The following is a 22,182-nucleotide window of genomic DNA, read 5'->3' on the forward strand; positions in this document are numbered from 1 at the left end:
ATTTTTGTTGTAAAAAAAGCGCCCTATATAGAGCGCTTTTCATATCTATTTTTTATGCGTTTTTAGCTTCATCAATATGACGATGTTCTGAATGCAAATATTCATCAGATTGCATTTCTAATAAACGTGAACGAGTACGCTCAATTTCAAATGCTAACTTTTCACCTTGATAAATATCAATAATACTATCTTGAGAAGTTAAAAGTAATTTTACTCCACGGTCATAAAACTCATCGACTAGATAAATAAAACGACGTGTGCCTTCAGACAAGAAATCTGTTAAATGAGGAACATTACTCACCAGAACCGTATTATAGATATTTGCAATTTCAATAAAATCTGCTGGGCTACGTGGTTTAAAGCAGAGTTCAGAAAACTCACACCACAACACATCTTCTGTATGCCCTAGAGTCTCAACAATACGATTATTGATTACAATAGGCTCTTGAGAATGAGCTTGTGTATGAGTTAGTGCACTGAAACGTTCAGACATCCAGTTTTGGACTTCATTACTTAATGGTGATTTAAATAATTGAGCTTGTTTTAATACGCGTAAACGATAATCCACACCTGCATCTACATTTAAAATAGCGCAGTTCTTTTTAACCATTTCAATTGTTGGCAAGAAACGGTCACGATGAATACCGTTTTTATATAAACCATCTGGTGCAATGTTTGATGTTGCAATTAATGTCACACCACGAACAAACAATTTTTGAAATAAATCACTTAGAATCATTGCATCTGTTACGTTTGATACAAAGAACTCATCAAAACAAATAACGACTGCATCTTTATAAATTTGGTCAGCCACGATTTCAAGTGGATTACGTTGGCCTGAAAGCTTATTTAGCTCTTTATGAACATGTTGCATGAAATGATGAAAATGCATACGTGTTTTACGACGAAATGGCACTGACTCATAAAATTGATCCATAAGCCAAGTTTTTCCACGACCTACTCCACCCCACATATAGACACCTTTAGGTGATGTTTGGCGGCGAAAACGACGGAAAGCTTTTTTAGAGGCTTTATAACGGTTTAAAAGTTCTTTCCATACGCGATCTAATTCTTGCACTGCCTGTGCTTGCGCTTCATCTGCCATAAACTGGCCTGAAGCTAAAGCCTCAGCATAGCGTTCTGCTGGGGAAGAAGGTGAGAATGCAGTACTATGAGAAGATTTTAAATTTAACATATCGTTTTATTTCAATTTTAACTGATAGGAGTATAGCGAACATTTTGTTCAACCACATTAGCTTTTAGCATCAAGAATTACGACGATGACTCTTTGCCATATTGTCGAGGACTCTGCCCAAACCATCGTTTAAATGCATGATTAAATGCCGCTGGTTCAGAATAACCGAGCAATTCGGCAATAACTTCTATTGAGTATTCCCTATATTCCATAAGCTTTAATGCCTTATTCTTGATGATTTGTTCACGAATTTGCTTATAACTCGTATTTAACTGTTGCAATTGATGCCTTAACGTCCTTTCAGGCATTTTCAATGCAAAAGCAGTTTCCGCCATGCTCGGGATAATACCTTGTTGCAACTCAAGATAATCTTGCACACATTGTATGATATGTGGAGTTTGGTGATCTTGTTGATTTAATCTTGTTATTTCTGTAATACATTTTGATTCATAAATACGATGTGTAATGATATCCGCTGAAGGGATCTTAATTTCAAGCACATCCTTGCTTAGGCTAAATGCTGCATATTTACCATTAAAGTGCACATCATCGCCATAGTATGCAAAATAGCGAGATAAAGTATCCGAGTCAGTTGGTTTTTGAAATGGAAGTTCTATACGCATAGCGGGCATTTGTAATCCCATCATCGTATAAATATCTTGAATAAATTTATAAGTTCCTGAAACTTCACATTGGGCCCGCAACTTGCCAATTTGTGTTTTTAAATCAACAGGTAAATAACTTAAAATTGTACGATCATCAGTTTCGTATAGGCCTAAAGCACCAAATAAATGAGTAAGTTTTTGATACTTTATCCCTTTATTTAATGCAGTTTGAACATCATTACTTGTGACAAGCAACATAAGTAACGGTCCGTAACCCGCTAAAGCATAATGCTGTCCAATAAATAGGCCCTTTTCAGGCTCAACATTTTCACTAATAATTTGCTGAATATCCCATTCTAGGCGATCATGAATTGTGGAACTCGGATCTAAAGCATCAACCTTAATTCCTATACCAGCCAAACGTGAGTCGACATCAATGCCTGCATTGCGCATTCCTTGAATTAAATACATTAAACCAAGTATCGACCGTTTCATTCTTCTATCAATTTCCCTAGACTCAAATGTTTTACTATAAACAAGAAAGAAAATTAATTGCCGAATCTATCAATTTTCACGTCGATACAATCATGTTTAAACTGGTTAAAAAACGTTAGTCTTGCCTGCAATCCTCCTTTTAGCTTATGCAGGGTTTCCAATGCTAAACGCAAAGCAAGATGCTATTCAAAAAACTAAAATCGCTATTATTGGTGCTGGATTTGGTGGCCTAGCAATGGCAATCCGTTTACTGCAAAATCAACAGCAAGACTTTGTTATTTTAGAAAAATCAAATGATGTTGGCGGAACTTGGCGAGAAAATCGCTACCCAGGCGCGGCATGTGATGTTCAATCTCATATGTATTCTCTCTCTTTTGCACCTAAAACCGACTGGTCAAAACGTTACGCTGAAGCACCCGAGATTTTTCAATATATTCAGGATATTACAAAAAAATATAAGATTAAAGATTACTGCAAGTTTAACCATGATGTGAGCAATATCCAATATGATGAAGCACGTCATGTATGGACTCTAGACTTTAAAAATCAGCCTTCTATTGAAGCTCAATTTGTTGTTTTTGCTTCTGGTCCTTTACACATTCCGCAAATTCCCCATATTCAGGGTATCGAAAAATTTAAAGGTAAAGTTTTCCATTCATCACAATGGGAACATGACTATAATTTGAATGGTAAATCAGTCGCATCTATTGGTACAGGTGGCAGTGCAATTCAATATATTCCGGAAATAGCTGGAGATGTTAAGCAGCTCTATGTATTTCAAAGAACGGCAGCATGGGTAATACCGCGAGATGAACGCAAATACTCAGGTTTGAGTAAAACATTATTCAAATCTTCCAATATTTATCGCCAAATTCATCGTAGTCGTCTTTATTGGAGTAATGAGTCACGTGTTGTACCGATTGTTCAACCTCGAATCATGAAATATGGTCAAAAGTTGGCAGAAGCTTTCATTCGCTTCCAAGTTAAAGACAAGGAAGTGGCTAAGAAACTCACACCGGACTTTGTGATGGGATGTAAACGTATTCTTATTTCAAATAAATACTTCCCTACATTTAACCGTAAAAATGTTGAGCTAATAACGGATAGCATTCAAGAAATTAAAGAAAATAGTATTATTACTAAAGATGGTAAAGAACGACCTATTGATTGCTTAATTTACGGCACAGGTTTTATAACTGACCCACGTATTTACTTAAAACATTTCACTTGTATTGGACGCAATCAAATCGAGTTAAAACAGGCATGGAAAGATGGTGCAGAAAGTTATTATGGCATTATGACTAAAAACTTTCCTAACCTATTTCAATTAGTCGGCCCTAATACAGTATTAGGTCATAATTCAGTTATTTTTATGATTGAATCTCAAGTAAATTACATTTTACAGCTCATTCAACTTGTAAAGAAATCTGGTCAAAAAGCAATTGAGATCAAACCAGAAGTTCAAGATGCTTTTAACGAGCGGGTTCAAACTCAGCTTCAAGGGACTGTGTGGCAAGCTGGAGGCTGTAGTAGCTGGTATCAATCTGCCGATGGAAAAAACTTTTCGTTATGGCCCACCTATACATGGAAGTATTGGTTAGAGACGCGTAAAGTTAATCCAAAAGATTACCTACTCTTAAATAAAAGCTCACAGAGCTATGCAGCTTAAAATGTTCAAGACATAATAGGTGGGTTAAAAACAATCCACCTATTATTATATGCAATCCTTTTATCTTATCATTCAAATTTTTTTAGCACTTGCTTTCGGCTATTTTCTAGCACCTAAACTATCTCTAAATATCCGACAGTTTATTTTCAAAATACTGCCCTATTTTTCCTATATTCTATTAGCAAGTGTGGCTTTAGAGTTAACACTAGCACTTGATCAAATTGAGAACCCTTCTGCGATACTTCCACCAGCTATAATCATTGCACTTACCACATCTTTTGGTTCTTTCTTTACATGTTTATTGGCTTATACAATTTTTGATAAACAAAGTGTAAAAGGAAAAATCTCACTTCAACTTTTTGTAAATGCTTTAAAGAATATTGCAAAAGCTTTTCTTGCCTTAGGTATCGGTGTTTTATTAGGAGCTATCGCCACTCAATTCAATTCACATATGGCATTTAATAGTTGGTATTTATTATTATTGTTTATTTTCTTAATTGGTATTGAACTTGCCTTCACTCATTTCAACCGTACATGGTTAAGCTGGAAAATTTTAATTGTACCTTTAGCTGCTTTTATAGGGTCATGTATTGCAGGCTTCTTCAACTACTTTTTGCTTAACAAACATTTTGCACTGAACGAAACATTAGCATTAGCACAAGGTTATGGCTGGTACTCAATGTCAGGGATCTTATTTACGCAATTACATTCGGCAGAACTAGGTGGCATCGCACTATTGACTGATTTATTTAGAGAAATTGTTGCTATATTTTTAATGTATACCATGGGATGGCGTTTTCCTCGCCCTGCTATCTCAAGTGCTGGCGCAACGTCAATGGATGTTACCTTAGCAATGGTAAAACAGTCATGCGGTACACATTATGTACCACATGCCATGATGAGTGGCTTATTATTAAGCCTACTCGCCCCGTTATTAATTAGCTTATTTCTAAATTTTTAGGCAATTGAAGCAAGAATAGATTTCAACATTTCTGTTGGGTTTTCTGCTTTAGTAATCGGTCGACCAATGACCAGATGTGTAGAACCATCAAGCATAGCCTGCTTTGGAGTCACAATACGTTTTTGGTCGTCCGCATTTGTCCCTTCTGGACGAATACCTGGTGTTACCAAAGAGAAGTCTTGGCCAATTAATTCACGAAGAATCTTAGCTTCTTGAGCAGAACAAACCACCCCATCTAAGCCACTTTCTTTAGTGAGTTTAGCCAAGCGCTTTACATGTTCTACAGGCTCAACATCTAGACCAAGATCTTTTAGATCTTCTCGACCCATTGATGTGAGTACTGTCACAGCAATAAGCTGGGTTTGATAGTTACCTGCTTTTAAACGCTCAACACAGGTTTCCATCATTTTACGGCCACCTGAAGCGTGAACATTTACCATCCACACTCCTAAATCAGCTGCTGCACAAACAGCCTGAGCGGTAGTATTTGGAATATCATGAAATTTAAGATCAAGAAAAACTTCAAAATTTTGTTCTTGAAGTTTTTTTACAACAGATGGGCCTTCATGAGTAAAAAGCTCTTTACCCACTTTTACACGGCATAAAGTAGGATCAAGTTGTTCAACAATTTTTAAAGCGTCATATTGGCTTTTTGCATCTAACGCAACAATGATACTCAAGAGACTTTCTTCCATCACATAAAATCAGCGTCATTATAATAGACAAGTCATCAAGTAATAAAGGAATGTATAAGGAAGGCTTTCAAATTTAGAGACAATAATGTCACGGGGATTGATTTTTAGAAAAATAAAAAGAAGAAAACACTGATAAATTAAGGAATATACTACTCTTTATTCGTGAATAAAGAGTAGTGTTCGAATTATAGCGGAGTAGAGTTTTTATCTTGAGGATAAACATCTAAAACGGTTTTTTCATGTCTTACATTTGCAGCGGCTTCTGCTGCTGCTAATTGAGCACTTTGAATCTGTTCTTTTCTCAAATGGTCAATATCTTTACGAAGACGTTTAATTTCCCAGCTTTGTTGAAACACTCTGAAAACCTGTACACCTAGCAAAAGACCGACCACCGTTCCAAGTACTAATGTGAGTAGCAATAATAAGCCTAATCGCATAGCTGGAACTTGAGTAAATAGCAAATCAACAGACAGCTCTGTTGGATTTTGCAATACAAGGGCTAAAGAATAACCAAATACAACAATAAGCAATGCAATTAAAATATAACGCATAGGCACCCCACTTATAAATTTTTATTTATTTTCCGGATTCGTTGACTGCATCACGCAGTGCTTTCCCGGGTTTGAAATGCGGAACAGCTTTAGCTGCCACTTCAACTGATCTTCCTGTTTTAGGATTGCGACCAACTCTTGGATCACGGTGGTGTAAAGCAAAGCTACCAAAACCACGGATTTCAATTCGATTATCAGTTGATAGTGCTTCTATCATTTGATCAATCATAATTTTAACCGCCTCTTCCACCAAAGGTTCAGCTAAGTGTGGGTTTTTTAGCGCAATGCGTTCAATCAAATCAGACTTATTAAGAGCTTCAGTAGTCATCTACGACCTCGTTATTTATTGCTACTCTATGTCGTCTGATAATAACCTGTTTAAATACAAAACGGTAGCGTAGTATGTTGAATACTAGGCTACCGTTTACAGTAATTTGTATAAAAAGTACAATTCCGTTACATGAAACTGTACTTTGTTAACCTATTACTTCATTTGTGCTTTAATCAAGTCACCAATAGTCTTAGGACCATTTTCTTGACTTGTTGTTGCTGTACGTAAAGTAGCAACTGCTTCTTTCTCTTCAGCTTCGTCTTTTGCTTTAACAGACAAGTTGATAGAGCGAGATTTACGATCAACGTTGATGATTTTCGCTTCAACTTCTTGACCAACTTCTAAGAATTTAGTTGCATCTTCAACGCGGTCACGGTTGATTTCAGAAGCTTTAAGAGTAGCTTCTACTTCGTCAGCTAACTTAACAGTTGCGCCACGAGCATCAACTGCAGTTACAGTACCTTTAACTAAAGCACCGCGTTCGTTAGCAGCTAAGAAATCATTGAACGGATCGCTGTTCAATTGCTTGATACCAAGGCTGATACGGTTACCTTCAGCGTCTACAGACAAGATAACAGCTTCAACAGTGTCACCTTTCTTGTAACGACGAATAGCTTCTTCGCCTTGCTCGTTCCAAGAAATATCAGACAAGTGTACTAAACCGTCGATACCGCCGTTCAAGCCGATGAAGATACCAAAGTCAGTGATAGACTTGATAGTACCAGATACTTTTTCGCCTTTCTCATGAGCTTTAGCAAACTCTTCCCATGGGTTAGCACGAGTTTGTTTGATACCAAGGCTGATACGACGACGTTCTTCGTCAACTTCAAGAACCATAACATCAACTTCATCACCAATCTGAACAACTTTAGATGGGTGGATGTTTTTGTTAGTGTGGTCCATTTCAGAAACGTGAACTAAACCTTCAACGCCTTCAGCGATTTCAGCGAAACAACCGTAGTCAGTTAAGTTAGTTACACGAGCTTTAACGATAGAACCTTTAGGGTAACGGCTCATGATCGCTAACCATGGATCTTCGCCTAATTGCTTAAGGCCTAAAGATACGCGGTTACGCTCACGGTCAAATTTAAGTACTTTAACAGTAACTTCTTGACCCACTTCAACAACTTCTGAAGGATGCTTGATACGTTTCCAAGCCATATCTGTGATATGGAGAAGACCATCAATACCGCCAAGATCAACGAATGCGCCGTAATCAGTAAGGTTCTTGATAGTACCTGTAACTGTTTGACCTTCTTCAAGTTGAGCAAGTAATGCTTCACGGTCAGCAGAAGATTCTGCTTCCATAACAGCACGACGAGATACAACAACGTTATTACGTTTAGCATCAAGTTTGATTACTTTAAACTCTAACTCTTTACCTTCAAGGTGAGTAGTGTCACGGATAGGACGAGTGTCAACTAATGAACCTGGTAAGAATGCACGAACAGGACCGATGTCAACAGTAAAACCGCCTTTAACTTTACCAGAGATAACACCAGTAACGATTTCGCCATCTTCAAAGATTTTTTCAAGTTTAGTCCAAGTTTCAGCACGCTTAGCTTTTTCACGTGATAAAACTGTTTGACCCATACCGTTGTCAAGAGCTTCAACAACTACGTCAACAGTATCGCCAACTTGAACTTCAAGTTCACGTTGTTCATTTAAAAATTCAGCACGGTCAACAATGCCTTCAGACTTTAGGCCAGTGTCAACAGTTACCCAGTCGCTATCGATGTTTACAACAACACCTTGGATGACTGCACCCTTTTCAACGTTGAGGTTTAATTCACTTTCTTCAAAGAGGGCTGCAAAAGATTCGGTCATGATATACCTGATAAATTCAGCGGTCTTGGATCAGACAAGGCCGGTTTAGTTAAGTATCAACATAGTCTTTATAAACTGATCAAGCTATGCGTCAACTGATAATTCTATTTGCTAAATGGTACGGCTATCGACATAATCAACCATCAACTTAAATACCTGATCGATCGTTAATTCCGAACTATCAATGATATAAGCGTCTTTGGCTGGCTTGAGTGGAGCAACTTCTCGCTCCATATCTCTTTTGTCACGCGCCTGTATATTAGCTAAAATGTCGTTTATTTTAGCATCTAGGCCCATGCCCTGCAACTGTTTTACTCTTCGCTCGGCACGCGACTCAGCTGAAGCTGTTAGATAAATTTTCGCATTTGCTTCAGGGAAAATAGCTGTTGCCATGTCACGACCATCTGCAACTAAACCAGGATTTTGTGCAAAAGCTCTTTGTCGCTCAAATAATGCCTGTCTAAGTTCTGGAATTGCTGCAACTTTCGATGCATATTCACCAACCCGTTCTGTACGAATTGTTTGAGATACATCTTCGCCATCTAGAAAAACTAAAACCCCTAATGCGGAAGTTTCAAATTTAATATCTAGTTGACGTGCATATTGAATGCATTCATCGAGCTGACTGTCTAATTTCTCTAATAAATCGTGTTTATGTAATGACAACCCTAATAAACGATATAAGGCACCAGAATCGAGTAAATGATATTGATAATGTGCTGCAAGTTTTGCGGCCAATGTTCCTTTACCCGAACCACTCGGACCATCAATAGTAATAATTTGAACTGTCATTGAACTCTCACTAAGAAGCAATTGCTTTAGCTAATCTCGAAAAGCCTAGTGTAATGGCTAGTTTTAGCTGTGCAAGGATTAATTTACTTACCACTGGAGCTTTTGCTGTTAACTCGATACGGTATGTAACTAAAGTTATATATGGAGTAATTTCAGAAAACTCGATTCGACCTAAATGGTGTTTAATCAAAGGATTGTCTATTAATTTATATTCAATGCTTTTATTTTCTTCAAGCAATGTAATTTCTTCTTTAATTGGTTTGATTGGACCAAATCCCATACGACGAACTGAACCTAAACCATCAGGTCTTTTAGAATCTACTGAGTCTTTTACACGTACAACTTGTAACGGTGCAAAAGCAGTATTATAAGTTGAATGTTTAGAGAGCAAGTTAAATACATCATCAAGTGGAGCATTAAATTCTTTTTTTACGGTAATTACATTACGCATTGAATATTCCTTATTAAATAGAATCATGGCAGTAAAATCGCGTTAGTTTGCCATAAGCTCATGTTACTTTTTAATCATTTAAGGACGTTTTTTGTTGTTTTTCTAGTTTCTTTTGCTCACGTCTTTGTTTAAAAAAATGACTGAGTTGTTGGGCACATTTTTCTTGTAAACAACCATGCTGAAAGGTAAATCTGTGATTGTAATAACCATGTTGTAGTAATTGACGAGCGCTTACCAATGAACCCGCTTTAGGTTCGGTTGTACCAAAAACCACATGTTTGATTCTTGCATGTACTAATGCGCCTACACACATTGTGCACGGCTCAAGAGTGACATATAAAGTTGCATCTTCAGGTAATCGATAATTTTCTAATGATAAACACGCTGCACGAATAGCCTGAATTTCTGCATGTGCAGTTGGATCTAACAAACTAATTGGAGCATTATATCCAGATCCAATCACTCTATTTTGGCTCACCACAACCGCTCCAACGGGGATTTCACCCTGCTGAGCGGCTAATTCAGCTTGCTCGTAAGCAAGCTGCATCCAATATTCATCACTATATTCAGTCATGTATTTTAGGTGATCACACCATGTTGTCTAAGCAAAGCATTCCAGCTATCTATTGAGGTAACTGGTGGACAATCAGCTAATATACCTCTTAGGCTTAGGTCTTCACATGGTTTCCATTCTGGTGATAAATCTTTATCAACCAAGCGTGCACGAACACCTTCTACAAAGTCAGGATGACGAATTTTCCACTCAGAAATCTGAGCTTCTAGATCAAAGACCTCATCCCAAGAATGTATTTGTTTACCCCATTGCCAAAGCAACCAAGTAATTGCCGCAGTACTAGGAGATCCTTTTTGCAAGTTCTCACTCGCTTGGCGGAGCCAATCACTGCTAGCATCACGCAAGCTAACAATAGCTTGGTAATCTTGTTCAAAATTAAAACCACGGCAAACGCTATGAATCACATCTAGCGAGTTTTGCAATGGACCTGCCGCAACAGGACGATGCAAACTATTTAAAGTATCATCAATTGCGCGGAAATCCCCTGCAGGATAATGAGCCCAATTAATATTTAAAACTTTTTGCAAAACATTATCACGCTGTGCTTCACAAATATGTGTTGCCCAACCGATGCTATATGCTCCAGCGGCTGTCATAATTGAACCAGTTAAACCAGTAAACAAACCTACTGGACCACGATCTGCTAGGAAACGGCTCGCCCCGACATCTGGATATAAACCAATATTAATCTCAGGCATTGCCAAACGAGAATATGGGGTTACTAGACGGAATGGTGCTGCCATGAACAAGCCCAAACCACCACCCATAACATAGCCTTCGCCCCAAACAACCACAGGTTTAGCATAATTATGTAAAAGTAAATCTAAAGCATATTCTTGCTGAAAGAACTTATTAGCAGTATCTACTTCTTGATTTATAACAAGTTGACGCAATTTTCTAACGTCGCCACCTGCACAAAAAGCTTTTGGTGTAGTTGAATCTAACCAAATTGCTTTAACGTTCTCATCATCACGAAAATCTTCAAATACACGCAATAATGCCGTTACGATTGACTCATCTAAAGCATGCAATGATTTAGGACGATTCAAACGTACTATACGCCAGCCGTTTTTTGCTTCTTCAACCACCAAGTCCGGGTGATAGTTATTTACATTGGGAGAGTTCATCATGCGTCCAATTGCCAGTCTATGGGCTCAATGCCATGTTGTTTCAAATATTGATTTGTTTTTGAGAACACTTTGCATCCAAAAAAACCACCTCTATTTGCAGCAAGAGGTGATGGATGTGCGGCGGTTAAAACCAAGTGTCTATCTCTATTTATACGTTGTCCTTTGCGCTGTGCATAAGCACCCCACAAAATAAATACCACATGTTCTCTTTGCTCATTCAAAACATCAATGACTTCATCAGTAAATGCTTCCCAACCTTGCTTTTGATGTGAAGTTGGCTGCCCAGCTTCAACAGTAAGCACGCTGTTCAGTAAAAGCACCCCTTGTTTAGCCCATTTCGTTAAGTCACCATGGCGAGGAGCTGGAATACCCAAATCTGTATGCAATTCATGAAAAATATTACGTAAAGATGGTGGTAATGCAATACCTTTTTGAACAGAGAAACTTAATCCATTCGCTTGGTTCGGTCCATGATATGGATCTTGTCCTAGAATAACGACCTTCACATCAGCCAATGGTGTCGTATTTAGAGCACTAAAGATTTGTTTACTCGGTGGATATATTATTTTTTGTGCTTGTTTCTCTTGAAATAAGAAATCGCGCAAATTATCCATTTGAGGGCTTAACAAAAAAGGTGCTAAAGATATTTTCCAGCTTTCTTCTAATTGAACTTTACTGAGTTTATCTTGCTGTTGCTCAGTTAATTGCATTAATGTCATCCTAGATCAATTTTCAATTCTACAAATAGAGTAATTCGATTTACACTTCGACTTGCAAATCAACTTGAGGATTATTAAATTTCATCCCTTTTTTCAAGTCTTCATACATTTGCGGATTTGCCCACTCTATCTGAATTTGTTCTGAAAAAACAATTCCATCAAGACTTAAGATACCCATTTGTTCGTTTTGAATATCTTCAATAAAGCTTTGAGCATATCCAGTATCGGTCTCATGAACAATAACTGAATAAACCTCAACATCACCTTCCCCATTTTGAGTGATTGTTGATTGCAAAACTTGCTGAGCTAGATAAAAGAAAATACGAGAAAACTGTTCAGCTGAGGGTGAAACCGGTAAAGAAATCCAGCGAGCACTAAAAGTCTGACAAGCATCAATATATTGAGAATCATCTTTTTCCCAAAAACAGATTGCATGATCAAAGCTGTCAATAAGGTCTTTTATTACGCCTTTTAAAAGCCCAAAATCATAAACCATTTGTCCATGATCTAATTTCGAAGCTTTAAGCAATAATTCGACTTTATAGCTATGTCCATGAATTGATCGCTTACAACGATCCGATGTACAGTTACGTACAACATGTGCATTTTCAAACTTAAATAACTTGCGAATTAACATGTGCGAAATCGATCATTCCTTCTAAGAACATTATTATAAAGCAAAAGACAAAAACTTCGCACCACTTTTCAATTAGAAACAATTAGCGAAAAGTATGATAAGACTTGTGAAGAAATATTGAAGATAAGCATATGGAAAATTTATATTTATTCTATTATGTCCATTAGAGAAATTCCTAAAAATGACTTTTCAACAACATGATACAAACAAATAAATTACATTTTTCAACTAGTTAAATGGCGAAATATTTCTAGAATAAACATAAACCTGCTTATCATTACGCATGAGTGCACTTGTAAATTGTCTTTTTCTATTATTAAGCATGACCTCAATTTGTGCTTGAAAAAAACTCGACTTTACATCTAATAGGCTATTCACCTCAGTTCTCTTTTGGGTATCGACTGTTGAAAAAGCATTCAATTGCCATAATTCATCAACATTTTGAAAGAATTTTAAATTTTGTTGGCGCATTTGAAGTTCTTTTTCTACCGCCCCTACATCTAATTTTTCATCAATACTCGCTAAGACTAATGGTGAAGCAGTATTAATATTCACTTTTGTATTCTCGGGTAATGCCGAAATATAAGGGGCAATTAAATCATATTTCTTGCCGTCAAAACCTCTTACTAATTTCAACTCTTCAATGCGATGAAATTTAGCATTTGAAGCTAAATAGCTAGGATCAAGGCCTTCATAATAGCTACTTTCTGCTCCCATAGATCCAGATGGTTCTTCATCTGGATCTTGCCAATCGATAACTGCTTGACTTAACTCTGCTGGCAAGCCTACACGTACAAGTAAGCGCTCAAACCAGCTTTTGGCAGCTTCATTTACCTTACCTTCATTGGTTGTTAAATTGTTTAAGTTAAATTTCCCTGACTCGTCGATTAAACGCCCTGATACAGATCCATCTTCTATTGGAAAAGGTGGCATTGGCTGTGCCCATGTTTCTTTTAAATGATCAACGCCACCTGCATTGTTTGCATCTTGAATTAATAACTCAGAAAAAAAAGCTTCTGCACTTTTGGCATATAATAATGACTGATTCTGACGCATTAAATAACCAGTGTTTTCCATCGTATTGGTTTGATGCTTTGCAATAGAGGCAGCTAAAATTGTAGCCAATGCCACCATAATCAAAATTGTGAGCAAAGCTACACCTTGCTGGCTCTTTTTATAGTGCAACATTATGCCCCTCCTTCTTTGGAGAGCGATAAATTTCCTTGGTTTAAGCTATAAATCCACTCATAACTTACACCAGCAACCGTGAGTTGTATTTTTATTCCTTTCGGTAGCTTTCTAAACTCTTCGGGCTTTGTGGGATCAAGATTAATTTCTGGCCACTTTGTCACTTCTTGCGGCGTTAACACCATAATTTGAAACTGTTCAACCTGATTCAATAAAGTGCTAGATAAGGGCTGCTCTTTATTTGAAGTATTTAAATTACTATATTTAAGACGATAAAGTTTTTTTTGATCAGGATCATATCGGTATTCAATACGCTCAAAAGGTGATAAACCTTGTTTTAAAGGGTCAGTAACACCAGCCTTACTAAAATGGAGCACTTGATTATCAAGCTCTAATGCTGGATGAAGCTGCCCCCCTTGATTTGCCGATAAGGGTATAATTTGTAATGTATCTCGCAAAACTTGTTGATACGCATCTTGTAATTCAAATAGCTGCACTTCATGTTGAGCATTACGATCACGGACTTTTAATAAATAATCAAAAATTTTCCAACCTAACAAAGATAAAACAGTAAAAATTGCAATTGCGACTAAAAGCTCAACTAAAGTAAATCCTGAGGCACGAGTTAATCGAGCCCTGTTCGATCGTGCTGCAAGACGTGAAGCTGTGCTTCGAGAGCGAAAATATTTATTTTTTATCATTATTTTGCTTTTATTGGATAATTAAAAAATACCAAGTGGGTAATACCATTTTGAACTTTTCCTTTATCAGAATCATATAAGCTAATTTGCAAATCTACTTTCTGAACATTAGGGCTGACTGTAGATTCAGCTGATTTATCAATCTGCCAAGTTTCCCCTTGAGAAGTAACCTGCTTACTTTGAGTGCCTTGAAGCCATTCTTGATTTATCTCCATTAAGGCTACTTCATTCATTGCCAGAAACTGAGCTTTTGTTCTAAGAATTGCATTTGAGGTAGATTGGGTATATTGCATGGCCACTTTAGTTAACGCGACAGCAGCTACCGCAAAAATTGCTAAAGCTACCATTACTTCTAATAGAGTAAAGCCTTTAGATTTCATTTATTTTACCCAAATGATCAATTTGTATTTCTGAACCAATTGGTTTTTGTTCAAAGTAAAACTGTATTTTAACTGTTTTAGCTTCGCCATTTCCAAACCAGATTAGCTGAGGAGCCTGCCCTCCAACTAAATCTGTATTCGTAGCTTTTGAATAGTTCTGCCCATCTAGAGGCTGTATTGTAAAATATACATGTTTAGGCAATTGGCGCGTAGTAAATTCTGGGTATTTCTGCCAGCGGTTTTTTAAATCTTGGACCTGTAATTTACTCTGATCGTGGTATTCATACAGTTCATAGGAAAATGGGGAAACGTCAGTCTCACTCAGAGTAGATAAAGCTAAAACACGAGATTGATCAAGCGACTCTTTACCAATTTTATGTACATCAAGCAAAAATAATTCTCTTGCTTGCATCGCTTTCTTTTGGTCAACCCCACCGATGTTGAGTACAACTAGAGAGGTCATAATCGTCATAATAACAATCACCACCATCACTTCAATGAGGGTAAAACCTTTTTGTGATTTAGGCGGTGATTGAGATTTCATATCGACCTATTAAGCATATTGTTCAACAGCTTGTTTAGGTAAGGCTAATGCCTGATCAATATAAGCCACTCTTAACGTGTCCCTTGAACCTAAATACCGTTGGTAAAAACTTGAGTTAAGAATAGCTGCTGCACCATGAGTTAATGACCAAATAGATGCCAAATAATCTCGAGTAGGCATATTGCTTTGGATAGATTCTAAATAGTGATCTGTCATGCGAATAATAATTCGTAATCGCTGTTTACGCACCTGATAAAGTTCATTAAAAAGGTGATGTACGCCTTGAGCTGTAATCGAAAGTTTTTCCTCAATTTGATGAAATAAAACTGTCCGCTCAGGATGATGTAAATGATGCAACATGAAAAAGGCCAAATGTTCTGGAAAAGCCTTTTCAGTATCTTGCACCATTTCTAGTAACATACGTTCATTACGAATAATCAATAGCATGTACAATTCATCTTTACTTTGAAAGTGTTTGTACAAAGTTCCTTTTGCTAAATCAAGCTCAGCAGCCAAGACATCAAGTGTCATTCCGGCTTCGCCATTTTCTAGCAATAATTGCTCCGCAACCTGAAATATTAATACTTCTCTTGCTCGGAACTGAGCCTGACGATCCATCTTCACGCAATTACTCTCTTATATAGTTTCTATAACTTAAATCGCTTTTAGCAAGTTCTCAAAATTTTGTGAGGTGATCATTGCAATTTCCTCAACCGATTTATCATATACATCACTGAGCGCTTTGGCTACATAAGGCACATATTTTGGTTCATTTGTTTTACCGCGGTATGGAACAGGTGCTAAATAAGGGCTATCTGTTTCAATTAAAAGTCGATCTAGCGGAACTTGTTTAGCTACATCACGCAAGTCTTGTGCATTTTTAAATGACACAATACCTGAAAAAGAAATGTAATAACCACAATCCAGTACAGCCTTAGCTGTTTCCCAATCTTCAGTAAAACAATGCAAAATTCCATGCGTGGAATGTTCAGCACGGATAATATCTACCGTATCATGCTTTGCTGAACGCGTATGAACGACGACTGGTTTTTTTACAATTTTCGAAGCTTGGATATGTCTTGCAAAACATGCCTTTTGCTCTTCAACAAAATCTGTACTGTGATAATAGTCCAGTCCAGTCTCACCCAGAGCCCATACTTTTTCCGACTGAGCTAATTCAATCAAGTGCTCGGTCGTTGCACGTGCCATCGTATCTACATCTTCACAAGGATGCACACCTATCGTATAACCAACGTCTTCATGCCTATTTGCAATTTCTGCTAGTGCAATATGGTCATCAAGATCAACGGAAATTGCCATAAATTTAGACACTCCTTCTGCTCGCGCTGCAGCGAGCGCAAGGTCCAGATCACCGTTATAAGGCGTTAAATCTAACATCGTTAAATGGCAATGCGTATCAACAAACACTTTTCTATCCTATATGATTACATGGTATAACTTGGACGATCTAGAGACATACTACCAGCCAAAACTCTTTCTGCCTCAGCTTTATAGTAAATTCCCTTATCTCCACTTAATTGAATAGCAAAACCTTGAGGTTTAAATCCACTTTGCTTGTGTGATATCCAAATTACCTTACCAGTGAGAGGAATTTTTTGAGACTGCTCAGGCAAAGTAGCTAAAATGAAAATTTCTTGTCCCATCTTTACCTTTTGTTTTGATGGTACAAATAGGCCTCCACCTTGCACATATCCCATATAGCTTGCTTGCAAAGTAGCTCTATCAGGAATATTTACCTGAATAATCCCCCCCATTTGCGGTTGCATAATCTTCCCCTTAAATATTCATTAACGTTATAAACAATTGATCTATAATAAGTTGACTTTGTACATTTTGCTCAACAAGTTTTTTTGCTTGTTGTACTTCACTATAAATATTAAATAAGCTTTCTAAATCATAATATGGACTTAATTGATCAAAATCTAAATCAGTATTTTTTTGTGGCTGATTTAGCTTGACACAAATTAAATCTCCCAACAAGTATTCAAAAAGTACGATAAAATCATTAAAACTTAATTCTTTTTGCCATTTTCCTGAGAAAAATAGAGGCATATTTTTTTGAGCTACAATTTTTAGCCAGTCATTTAAGAAAATCTGTCGTTTAGCAAACCAATCACTTTTTGCAATTTCTATTGCTTGCAAAGGCATATCATTAGATAGACCAAGTAATAAATCAGGTTGTACTTCTGCAAGTTCAGATAAATGCTCATCCAAATATGAAGTAGCCTGTTCATATGAAATACGATCTAAAGCAAAATGCTGCAATCGGCTACGAATAGTGGCTGGTAATTTAAGGTAATGATCAGCCAATAAAATTAAAACAACACGCTCACCAGGTTCTTCTAAAGTTTTTAGTAGCGCATTCGATGATGCCAAGTTAAGAGCTTCAGCAGGCTCAATAAGAATAACGCGCCAGCCTTCTCCAGTTTGTTGCACGAAAGGCAGTAAATCTCGGATCTTTTCGATTTTTATTTTTGCATTCTGCTTTTTATTTTCTTCATCTGTTGTGATATGGACATAATTGGGATGAGTGTCTGATTTTAACCATTGACAACTACTACACTCACCACAAGCGCCATGGGGCTGCTTATTAAGGCAAAGCACCCATGCCAAAAAATGCTTAGCAAAAGCATGTTTCCCACAGCCTTGCTTGCCATAAAATAATAGGCCATGTCCAATATTGGGAAACCTTGTTGTTAAGGTATCCCATGTTGTTTTTTGCCAAGGATAAACCTTTGAGGCTACATTCGGATTCATTAAAAATTAACGCTTATTCAAAAGATTCGACAGGCATTTTATTTAAGCGATCAAGATCAGCTTGAGTGTCCACACCAGGAGGTAAATTTGCTTGAGCGACAGCAATCGCAATGCGATGTCCATTTTCTAAAACACGTAATTGTTCAAGACTTTCTAACTTTTCAAGCTTACCCATATCCCAGGTCACATATTCTTGCAACAAGCTCACTCGATAGGCATATAAACCTAAATGGCGAAATGCTTGGTTATGTAAACTTGGCGCTGCTTGCCCAGCCCCATCACGGTCGTACGGAATGGTTGCCCGGCTAAAATATAACGCTTCATTTTGCTTAGACATGACTACTTTTACAATGCTATCACGTTGAAATTCGTCTAAGGTATGTATAGGCTCGCACAACGTAGACATTGAACAATTTGGTTTATCAACCAAGAGTTTTGCAACTTGTTGAACAAGTTGAGCTGGCAATAAAGGTTCATCCCCCTGAACATTCACAATAATATCATCTGCTGCCCACCCCTTAATACGAGCAACTTCGCTTAATCGGTCTGTTCCTGACGGATGATCAGGACTCGTAAGCACAACGTCCACACCATCTGCACGGCAAATCTCAGCAATACGCTCATCATCTGTTGCCACACATAGATCATCAAAGCCCTCGACTTTTTTTGCTTGATCCACAACACGCAAAATCATAGGGCGATCATGAATAAGCAACAAGGGCTTGCCGGGCAAACGCGAACTTGAGAAGCGTGCTGGAATGACGATGTGTTTCATTTTTTCTTCCTAAGATAATTGGATATCAAGTTCTTGCAATTGCAGTTTTAAAACCTGATAACACTCTACAGACAGGATAGCTTTAACAGGAACAACCCAAATAGACTGTTTAAATTCCGGATATTTTTCAAGCAATGGTAATAATTTAACTGCATCTTTTTCAGTTGTAATAAGTGGCAGTTCATCATTAAAAATTAAATCATTGATTGAGTAATCATGATGGTCACGAAACGCATGCTCTTGAAATTGTTTCAGGCCTAAATCTTTAAGTGTTTGATAAAAGCGCTGTGGAAAGCCAATACCAACTACAGCATGATAATTACTCTGAGGATTAAAACCGTGTTCGGCCCTTGACGAAGGATTAAGTAAATATGGCTGTCCAGTCTCAAGATGCATATTTAATTCTGTAGTTGGTTTATACGCATGTTCAATTACTGTTCCAGTTTCTAAACGCTCAACTGGCTCTCTCAAATATCCCTCAGGTAATAGTTTTTGATTTCCTAAACCACGATTTTGATCGAGCACAATCCACTCGATTTGTCGTCCCAAAGCCCAATGCTGTAAGCCATCATCACTAATAATTAAATCTAGTGGTCTTGATGCAATCAAGAGCTCTATTGCAGCCTGCCTATTAGGACCCACCGCCATTGGTACACTCGTCGATTGAACAATTAATGCAGGCTCATCTCCGACCTGAGTTGCTTGAGCACCCGAAGTAACCAACATTGGAAAAGGACCAGTACCACCATACCCCCGACTAATTACCCCAACTTTGACATTATGCTGTTGTAGATAATTCACCAGTTGTATTAATAATGGAGTTTTTCCGCTGCCACCCACCGTAATATTGCCAATCACCATGACAGGTACAGGGGCTTTATAGACTTTCTTTAAACCAGCAGTATAAAAATTACGATTTAATAGAAACCCAGCACGATACAAACAAGATAATGGACGTAAAGCAATCAACCAACTCGATTGCTTATTCCATGCATTCTGGATCAGCTGGGCCAATGACATGCTTAGTTATCCTCAAAATTACGCTGATGTAATTGATAATAAGCACCATGTTTTTCAAGAAGTTCTTGATGAGTACCTTGCTCAACAATTTCCCCTTGATCCATCACTACAATACGATCAGCATTTTCAATTGTTGACAACCGGTGAGCAATAACAATTGTTGTGCGATCTTGCATTGCTTCATCAAATGCTTGCTGAATAAAATGTTCAGATTCATTATCGAGAGCACTTGTAGCTTCATCTAAAATTAAAATTGGAGCATTCTTTAAAATTGCTCGAGCAATTGCAATTCGCTGACGCTGACCACCTGATAGGTTTAGACCTTGTGCCCCTAAAACAGTGTCATAACCGTTTGGTAAATTCATAATGAAGTCATGTGCATATGCTGCTTTTGCCGCTGCATAGATTTTTTCATCTGATGCGCCTTCCAACTGACCATATGCAATGTTTTCACGAACAGTACGGTTAAACAATATAACTTGTTGATTTACCATTGCAATTTGCGTACGCAAACAAGAAAGCTCAATATCATTAATTGGCAAATCATCTAAATAAATTTGTCCACTTGATACTTCTTGAAAACGTACCAACATGTTAACTAATGAACTTTTACCTGCCCCTGAACGACCAACCAATGCCACAGTTTGACCTGGAAGAATATCCAAAGAAAAATCTTTAATAGCTGCTACGCCATCAGCATAATTCAATGTCACATGATCAAAACGAATTGCCCCATTTAATTTAGGTTTCAGTTGACCACTATTCTGCTCTTCAGGTAAATCTAGTAATTCAAAAACAGAATGAGCTGCTGCTAAACCACGTTGTAACTTTTCATTAACATCAGTCAAGCTTTTAACTGGCTTTGCTAACAGACCAGCTGCTGTAAGGTAAGCTACAAATTCACCAGCACTTGTAGTGCCTAAAATCTGAGGTCGTAAAGCCAACCATACAATAAGAGCCATAGCACAAGCCATGACCACCTGAACAACCGGACTATTCAGGTTTTGTACAATTACCATTTTTAAGCCGCGTTTTAAGTTCTCTTCCGATGACTTATAGAAACGTTTTTGTTCAGATTCTTCACCAGCAAAACTTTTTACAACAGCATTACCATTAATACTTTCTTGGACAACGTGGTTCACATCACCCATAGTATCTTGTACCTGTAACGAAAGCTTTCGCATTCGTTTCGAAGCTTTACGTACCAATACACCAATCACAGGCAAAAACACAAAAACGCATAAAGTAAGACGCCAATTGGTATAAAACAGATAGCCTAATAGTCCAATAGTAATCATTCCATCCCTAACGATGGTTCTTAATGATTCAGAAGAAGCAGCTGTTAGCTGTTCAACGTTATACATAATTTTGGCAGTAATATGGCCAGATGAATTATCTAAGTAATATTGTGCTGGGAGTTTTAAAAGTTTCGCATAAACTTCCTGGCGAATACTAAAAACCAAACTGCGTGAAATCACCGCAGTATAGTAGCCGCCCATAAATAGGCCTAAGCCGCGAAAGAATACTAATAAAATAATTAATAACGGGAACCAATCCAAATCTGCTCTACTGCTGTTTTGGATTGCATCAATAATAAATTTAATCAATTTAGCAACGGAAACTTCTGTTGCTGAGTTTATACCGAACCCGATAAGTACTAATAAGGCGGCGCCCCAATAAGGTTTTAAATAGGCTATGAGACGCTTATAAACCTTAAAATCTTGATTCACTCAGAAAAACCTCTAGAAGGAACTTTGGTACTAATATTGATGTTAACAAAACCGAGTTGTCCTGCTACATCCATAACGCGAATTACATCCTGATGAGACGCTTTGGCATCCGCAGCAATGATGAACATAAAATCACGGTGCTCTCGAGCAACTTGCTTAATCGCAGTACTCAGATCAGCAACCTCTTTAGACGAAAGTGCTTGACCATTCACAGCATAATGACCAGCAGAGTCTACCACGACTTCAATTTTATGATCGTACTGTTTTGGTGGAACACCTTGTGCATCTGGTAATGTTAGATTGATGCGACTTGGCTGATTAAAAGTGGTCGACAGCAATAAAAAAACCAAAATGAACAGCAAACAGTCAATCATAGGCGTTAAATTGATATGAATGTCTTCAACCTGAGAACGTTTAAATTTCATCTGGTTTTC

26 protein-coding genes are annotated in these 22,182 nt (G+C 37.5%); 2 read left to right on the forward strand and 24 right to left on the reverse strand.

All coding sequences use genetic code 11. The features are described 5' to 3' along the window. Positions 1 to 52 precede the first annotated feature (52 nt). Both zapE and ACB088_RS07670 read right to left on the reverse strand, forming a co-directional pair. Positions 53 to 1,195, reverse strand: coding sequence for a cell division protein ZapE (zapE, locus tag ACB088_RS07665; RefSeq protein ID WP_003651500.1), 1,143 nt, complete (start codon positions 1,193 to 1,195; stop codon positions 53 to 55). 77 nt (positions 1,196 to 1,272) lie between these two features. Then, positions 1,273 to 2,295 (reverse strand): helix-turn-helix domain-containing protein, encoded by a 1,023-nt coding sequence (locus ACB088_RS07670; protein ID WP_375038529.1) that lies wholly within the window; start codon positions 2,293 to 2,295, stop codon positions 1,273 to 1,275. Positions 2,296 to 2,416: 121 nt separating this feature from the next. Between ACB088_RS07670 and ACB088_RS07675 the strand changes: the two genes are divergently transcribed. Then, a complete protein-coding gene (locus ACB088_RS07675; RefSeq protein WP_375038530.1) occupies positions 2,417 to 3,964 on the forward strand; it encodes a flavin-containing monooxygenase in 1,548 nt (515 codons plus the stop codon). A 49-nt stretch (positions 3,965 to 4,013) separates the two neighbouring features. Continuing rightward, positions 4,014 to 4,925, forward strand: a complete 912-nt coding sequence (locus ACB088_RS07680) for a lysine exporter LysO family protein (protein WP_133746160.1) — start codon at positions 4,014 to 4,016, stop codon at positions 4,923 to 4,925. Here the strand turns inward: ACB088_RS07680 and pyrF are convergent. From pyrF to ACB088_RS07790, 22 genes are all read right to left on the reverse strand, one after another. Beyond that, entirely contained in the window at positions 4,922 to 5,620 is a 699-nt protein-coding gene (gene pyrF / locus ACB088_RS07685; protein WP_092705610.1) for an orotidine-5'-phosphate decarboxylase, read from the reverse strand. The genes ACB088_RS07680 and pyrF overlap by 4 nt on opposite strands. Positions 5,621 to 5,805: 185 nt before the next feature. Continuing rightward, complete coding sequence (locus ACB088_RS07690; RefSeq protein WP_005041071.1) at positions 5,806 to 6,171, reverse strand: lipopolysaccharide assembly protein LapA domain-containing protein; 366 nt, start codon at positions 6,169 to 6,171, stop codon at positions 5,806 to 5,808. A 25-nt stretch (positions 6,172 to 6,196) separates the two neighbouring features. Beyond that, positions 6,197 to 6,499: an integration host factor subunit beta gene (locus ACB088_RS07695; protein ID WP_003651488.1), complete on the reverse strand. Its 303-nt coding sequence runs from the start codon at positions 6,497 to 6,499 to the stop codon at positions 6,197 to 6,199. A 156-nt stretch (positions 6,500 to 6,655) separates the two neighbouring features. Further along, entirely contained in the window at positions 6,656 to 8,329 is a 1,674-nt protein-coding gene (rpsA, locus tag ACB088_RS07700; protein ID WP_005041073.1) for a 30S ribosomal protein S1, read from the reverse strand. Positions 8,330 to 8,440: 111 nt separating this feature from the next. Further along, positions 8,441 to 9,121 (reverse strand): (d)CMP kinase, encoded by a 681-nt coding sequence (cmk, locus tag ACB088_RS07705; protein WP_375038532.1) that lies wholly within the window; start codon positions 9,119 to 9,121, stop codon positions 8,441 to 8,443. A gap of 10 nt (positions 9,122 to 9,131) precedes the next feature. Further along, on the reverse strand, positions 9,132 to 9,572 hold the full coding sequence (locus tag ACB088_RS07710; RefSeq protein ID WP_375038533.1) for an SRPBCC family protein: 441 nt from the start codon (positions 9,570 to 9,572) through the stop codon (positions 9,132 to 9,134). 70 nt (positions 9,573 to 9,642) lie between these two features. Continuing rightward, positions 9,643 to 10,146 (reverse strand): tRNA adenosine(34) deaminase TadA, encoded by a 504-nt coding sequence (gene tadA, locus ACB088_RS07715; RefSeq protein WP_004642637.1) that lies wholly within the window; start codon positions 10,144 to 10,146, stop codon positions 9,643 to 9,645. 5 nt (positions 10,147 to 10,151) lie between these two features. Continuing rightward, a complete protein-coding gene (locus ACB088_RS07720) occupies positions 10,152 to 11,276 on the reverse strand; it encodes an enoyl-CoA hydratase/isomerase family protein (RefSeq protein WP_080026950.1) in 1,125 nt (374 codons plus the stop codon). Further along, the gene (gene ung, locus ACB088_RS07725) at positions 11,273 to 11,986 is read right to left on the reverse strand and encodes a uracil-DNA glycosylase (protein ID WP_005041081.1); all 714 of its coding nucleotides are present in this window, start codon (positions 11,984 to 11,986) and stop codon (positions 11,273 to 11,275) included. The genes ACB088_RS07720 and ung overlap by 4 nt, the downstream gene beginning before the upstream one ends. Before the next feature lie 49 nt (positions 11,987 to 12,035). Next, positions 12,036 to 12,632: a 6-carboxytetrahydropterin synthase gene (locus tag ACB088_RS07730; RefSeq protein WP_003651480.1), complete on the reverse strand. Its 597-nt coding sequence runs from the start codon at positions 12,630 to 12,632 to the stop codon at positions 12,036 to 12,038. A 228-nt stretch (positions 12,633 to 12,860) separates the two neighbouring features. After that, positions 12,861 to 13,820 carry a type II secretion system minor pseudopilin GspK gene (gene gspK, locus ACB088_RS07735; RefSeq protein WP_375038534.1) on the reverse strand — a complete coding sequence of 320 codons (960 nt, stop codon included), beginning with the start codon at positions 13,818 to 13,820 and terminating at the stop codon, positions 12,861 to 12,863. Beyond that, a complete protein-coding gene (gene gspJ / locus ACB088_RS07740) occupies positions 13,820 to 14,521 on the reverse strand; it encodes a type II secretion system minor pseudopilin GspJ (protein ID WP_375038535.1) in 702 nt (233 codons plus the stop codon). Before gspJ ends, gspK begins: the two co-directional genes overlap by 1 nt. Further along, entirely contained in the window at positions 14,521 to 14,901 is a 381-nt protein-coding gene (gspI, locus tag ACB088_RS07745; RefSeq protein WP_375038536.1) for a type II secretion system minor pseudopilin GspI, read from the reverse strand. Before gspI ends, gspJ begins: the two co-directional genes overlap by 1 nt. Further along, a complete protein-coding gene (locus tag ACB088_RS07750) occupies positions 14,891 to 15,445 on the reverse strand; it encodes a type II secretion system protein (protein ID WP_309950561.1) in 555 nt (184 codons plus the stop codon). The genes gspI and ACB088_RS07750 overlap by 11 nt, the downstream gene beginning before the upstream one ends. Before the next feature lie 9 nt (positions 15,446 to 15,454). Then, the gene (locus tag ACB088_RS07755; protein WP_004642629.1) at positions 15,455 to 16,063 is read right to left on the reverse strand and encodes a TetR/AcrR family transcriptional regulator; all 609 of its coding nucleotides are present in this window, start codon (positions 16,061 to 16,063) and stop codon (positions 15,455 to 15,457) included. A gap of 36 nt (positions 16,064 to 16,099) precedes the next feature. After that, positions 16,100 to 16,873 (reverse strand): TatD family hydrolase, encoded by a 774-nt coding sequence (locus tag ACB088_RS07760; RefSeq protein ID WP_375038538.1) that lies wholly within the window; start codon positions 16,871 to 16,873, stop codon positions 16,100 to 16,102. A gap of 17 nt (positions 16,874 to 16,890) precedes the next feature. Further along, positions 16,891 to 17,232 carry a PilZ domain-containing protein gene (locus ACB088_RS07765; protein WP_003651467.1) on the reverse strand — a complete coding sequence of 114 codons (342 nt, stop codon included), beginning with the start codon at positions 17,230 to 17,232 and terminating at the stop codon, positions 16,891 to 16,893. A 10-nt stretch (positions 17,233 to 17,242) separates the two neighbouring features. Then, positions 17,243 to 18,223: a DNA polymerase III subunit delta' gene (locus ACB088_RS07770; protein ID WP_307010039.1), complete on the reverse strand. Its 981-nt coding sequence runs from the start codon at positions 18,221 to 18,223 to the stop codon at positions 17,243 to 17,245. A gap of 13 nt (positions 18,224 to 18,236) precedes the next feature. Next, positions 18,237 to 18,998, reverse strand: a complete 762-nt coding sequence (kdsB, locus tag ACB088_RS07775; RefSeq protein ID WP_375038539.1) for a 3-deoxy-manno-octulosonate cytidylyltransferase — start codon at positions 18,996 to 18,998, stop codon at positions 18,237 to 18,239. A gap of 9 nt (positions 18,999 to 19,007) precedes the next feature. After that, entirely contained in the window at positions 19,008 to 20,018 is a 1,011-nt protein-coding gene (gene lpxK, locus ACB088_RS07780) for a tetraacyldisaccharide 4'-kinase (RefSeq protein WP_375038540.1), read from the reverse strand. 2 nt (positions 20,019 to 20,020) lie between these two features. Next, entirely contained in the window at positions 20,021 to 21,748 is a 1,728-nt protein-coding gene (gene msbA / locus ACB088_RS07785; RefSeq protein ID WP_375038541.1) for a lipid A export permease/ATP-binding protein MsbA, read from the reverse strand. After that, positions 21,745 to 22,173, reverse strand: coding sequence for a biopolymer transporter ExbD (locus tag ACB088_RS07790; protein ID WP_307010047.1), 429 nt, complete (start codon positions 22,171 to 22,173; stop codon positions 21,745 to 21,747). The genes msbA and ACB088_RS07790 overlap by 4 nt, the downstream gene beginning before the upstream one ends. Between the last annotated feature and the right edge of the window lie 9 nt (positions 22,174 to 22,182).

This window comes from Acinetobacter sp. RW6, from assembly GCF_041956835.1.
Classification (GTDB): domain Bacteria; phylum Pseudomonadota; class Gammaproteobacteria; order Pseudomonadales; family Moraxellaceae; genus Acinetobacter; species Acinetobacter calcoaceticus.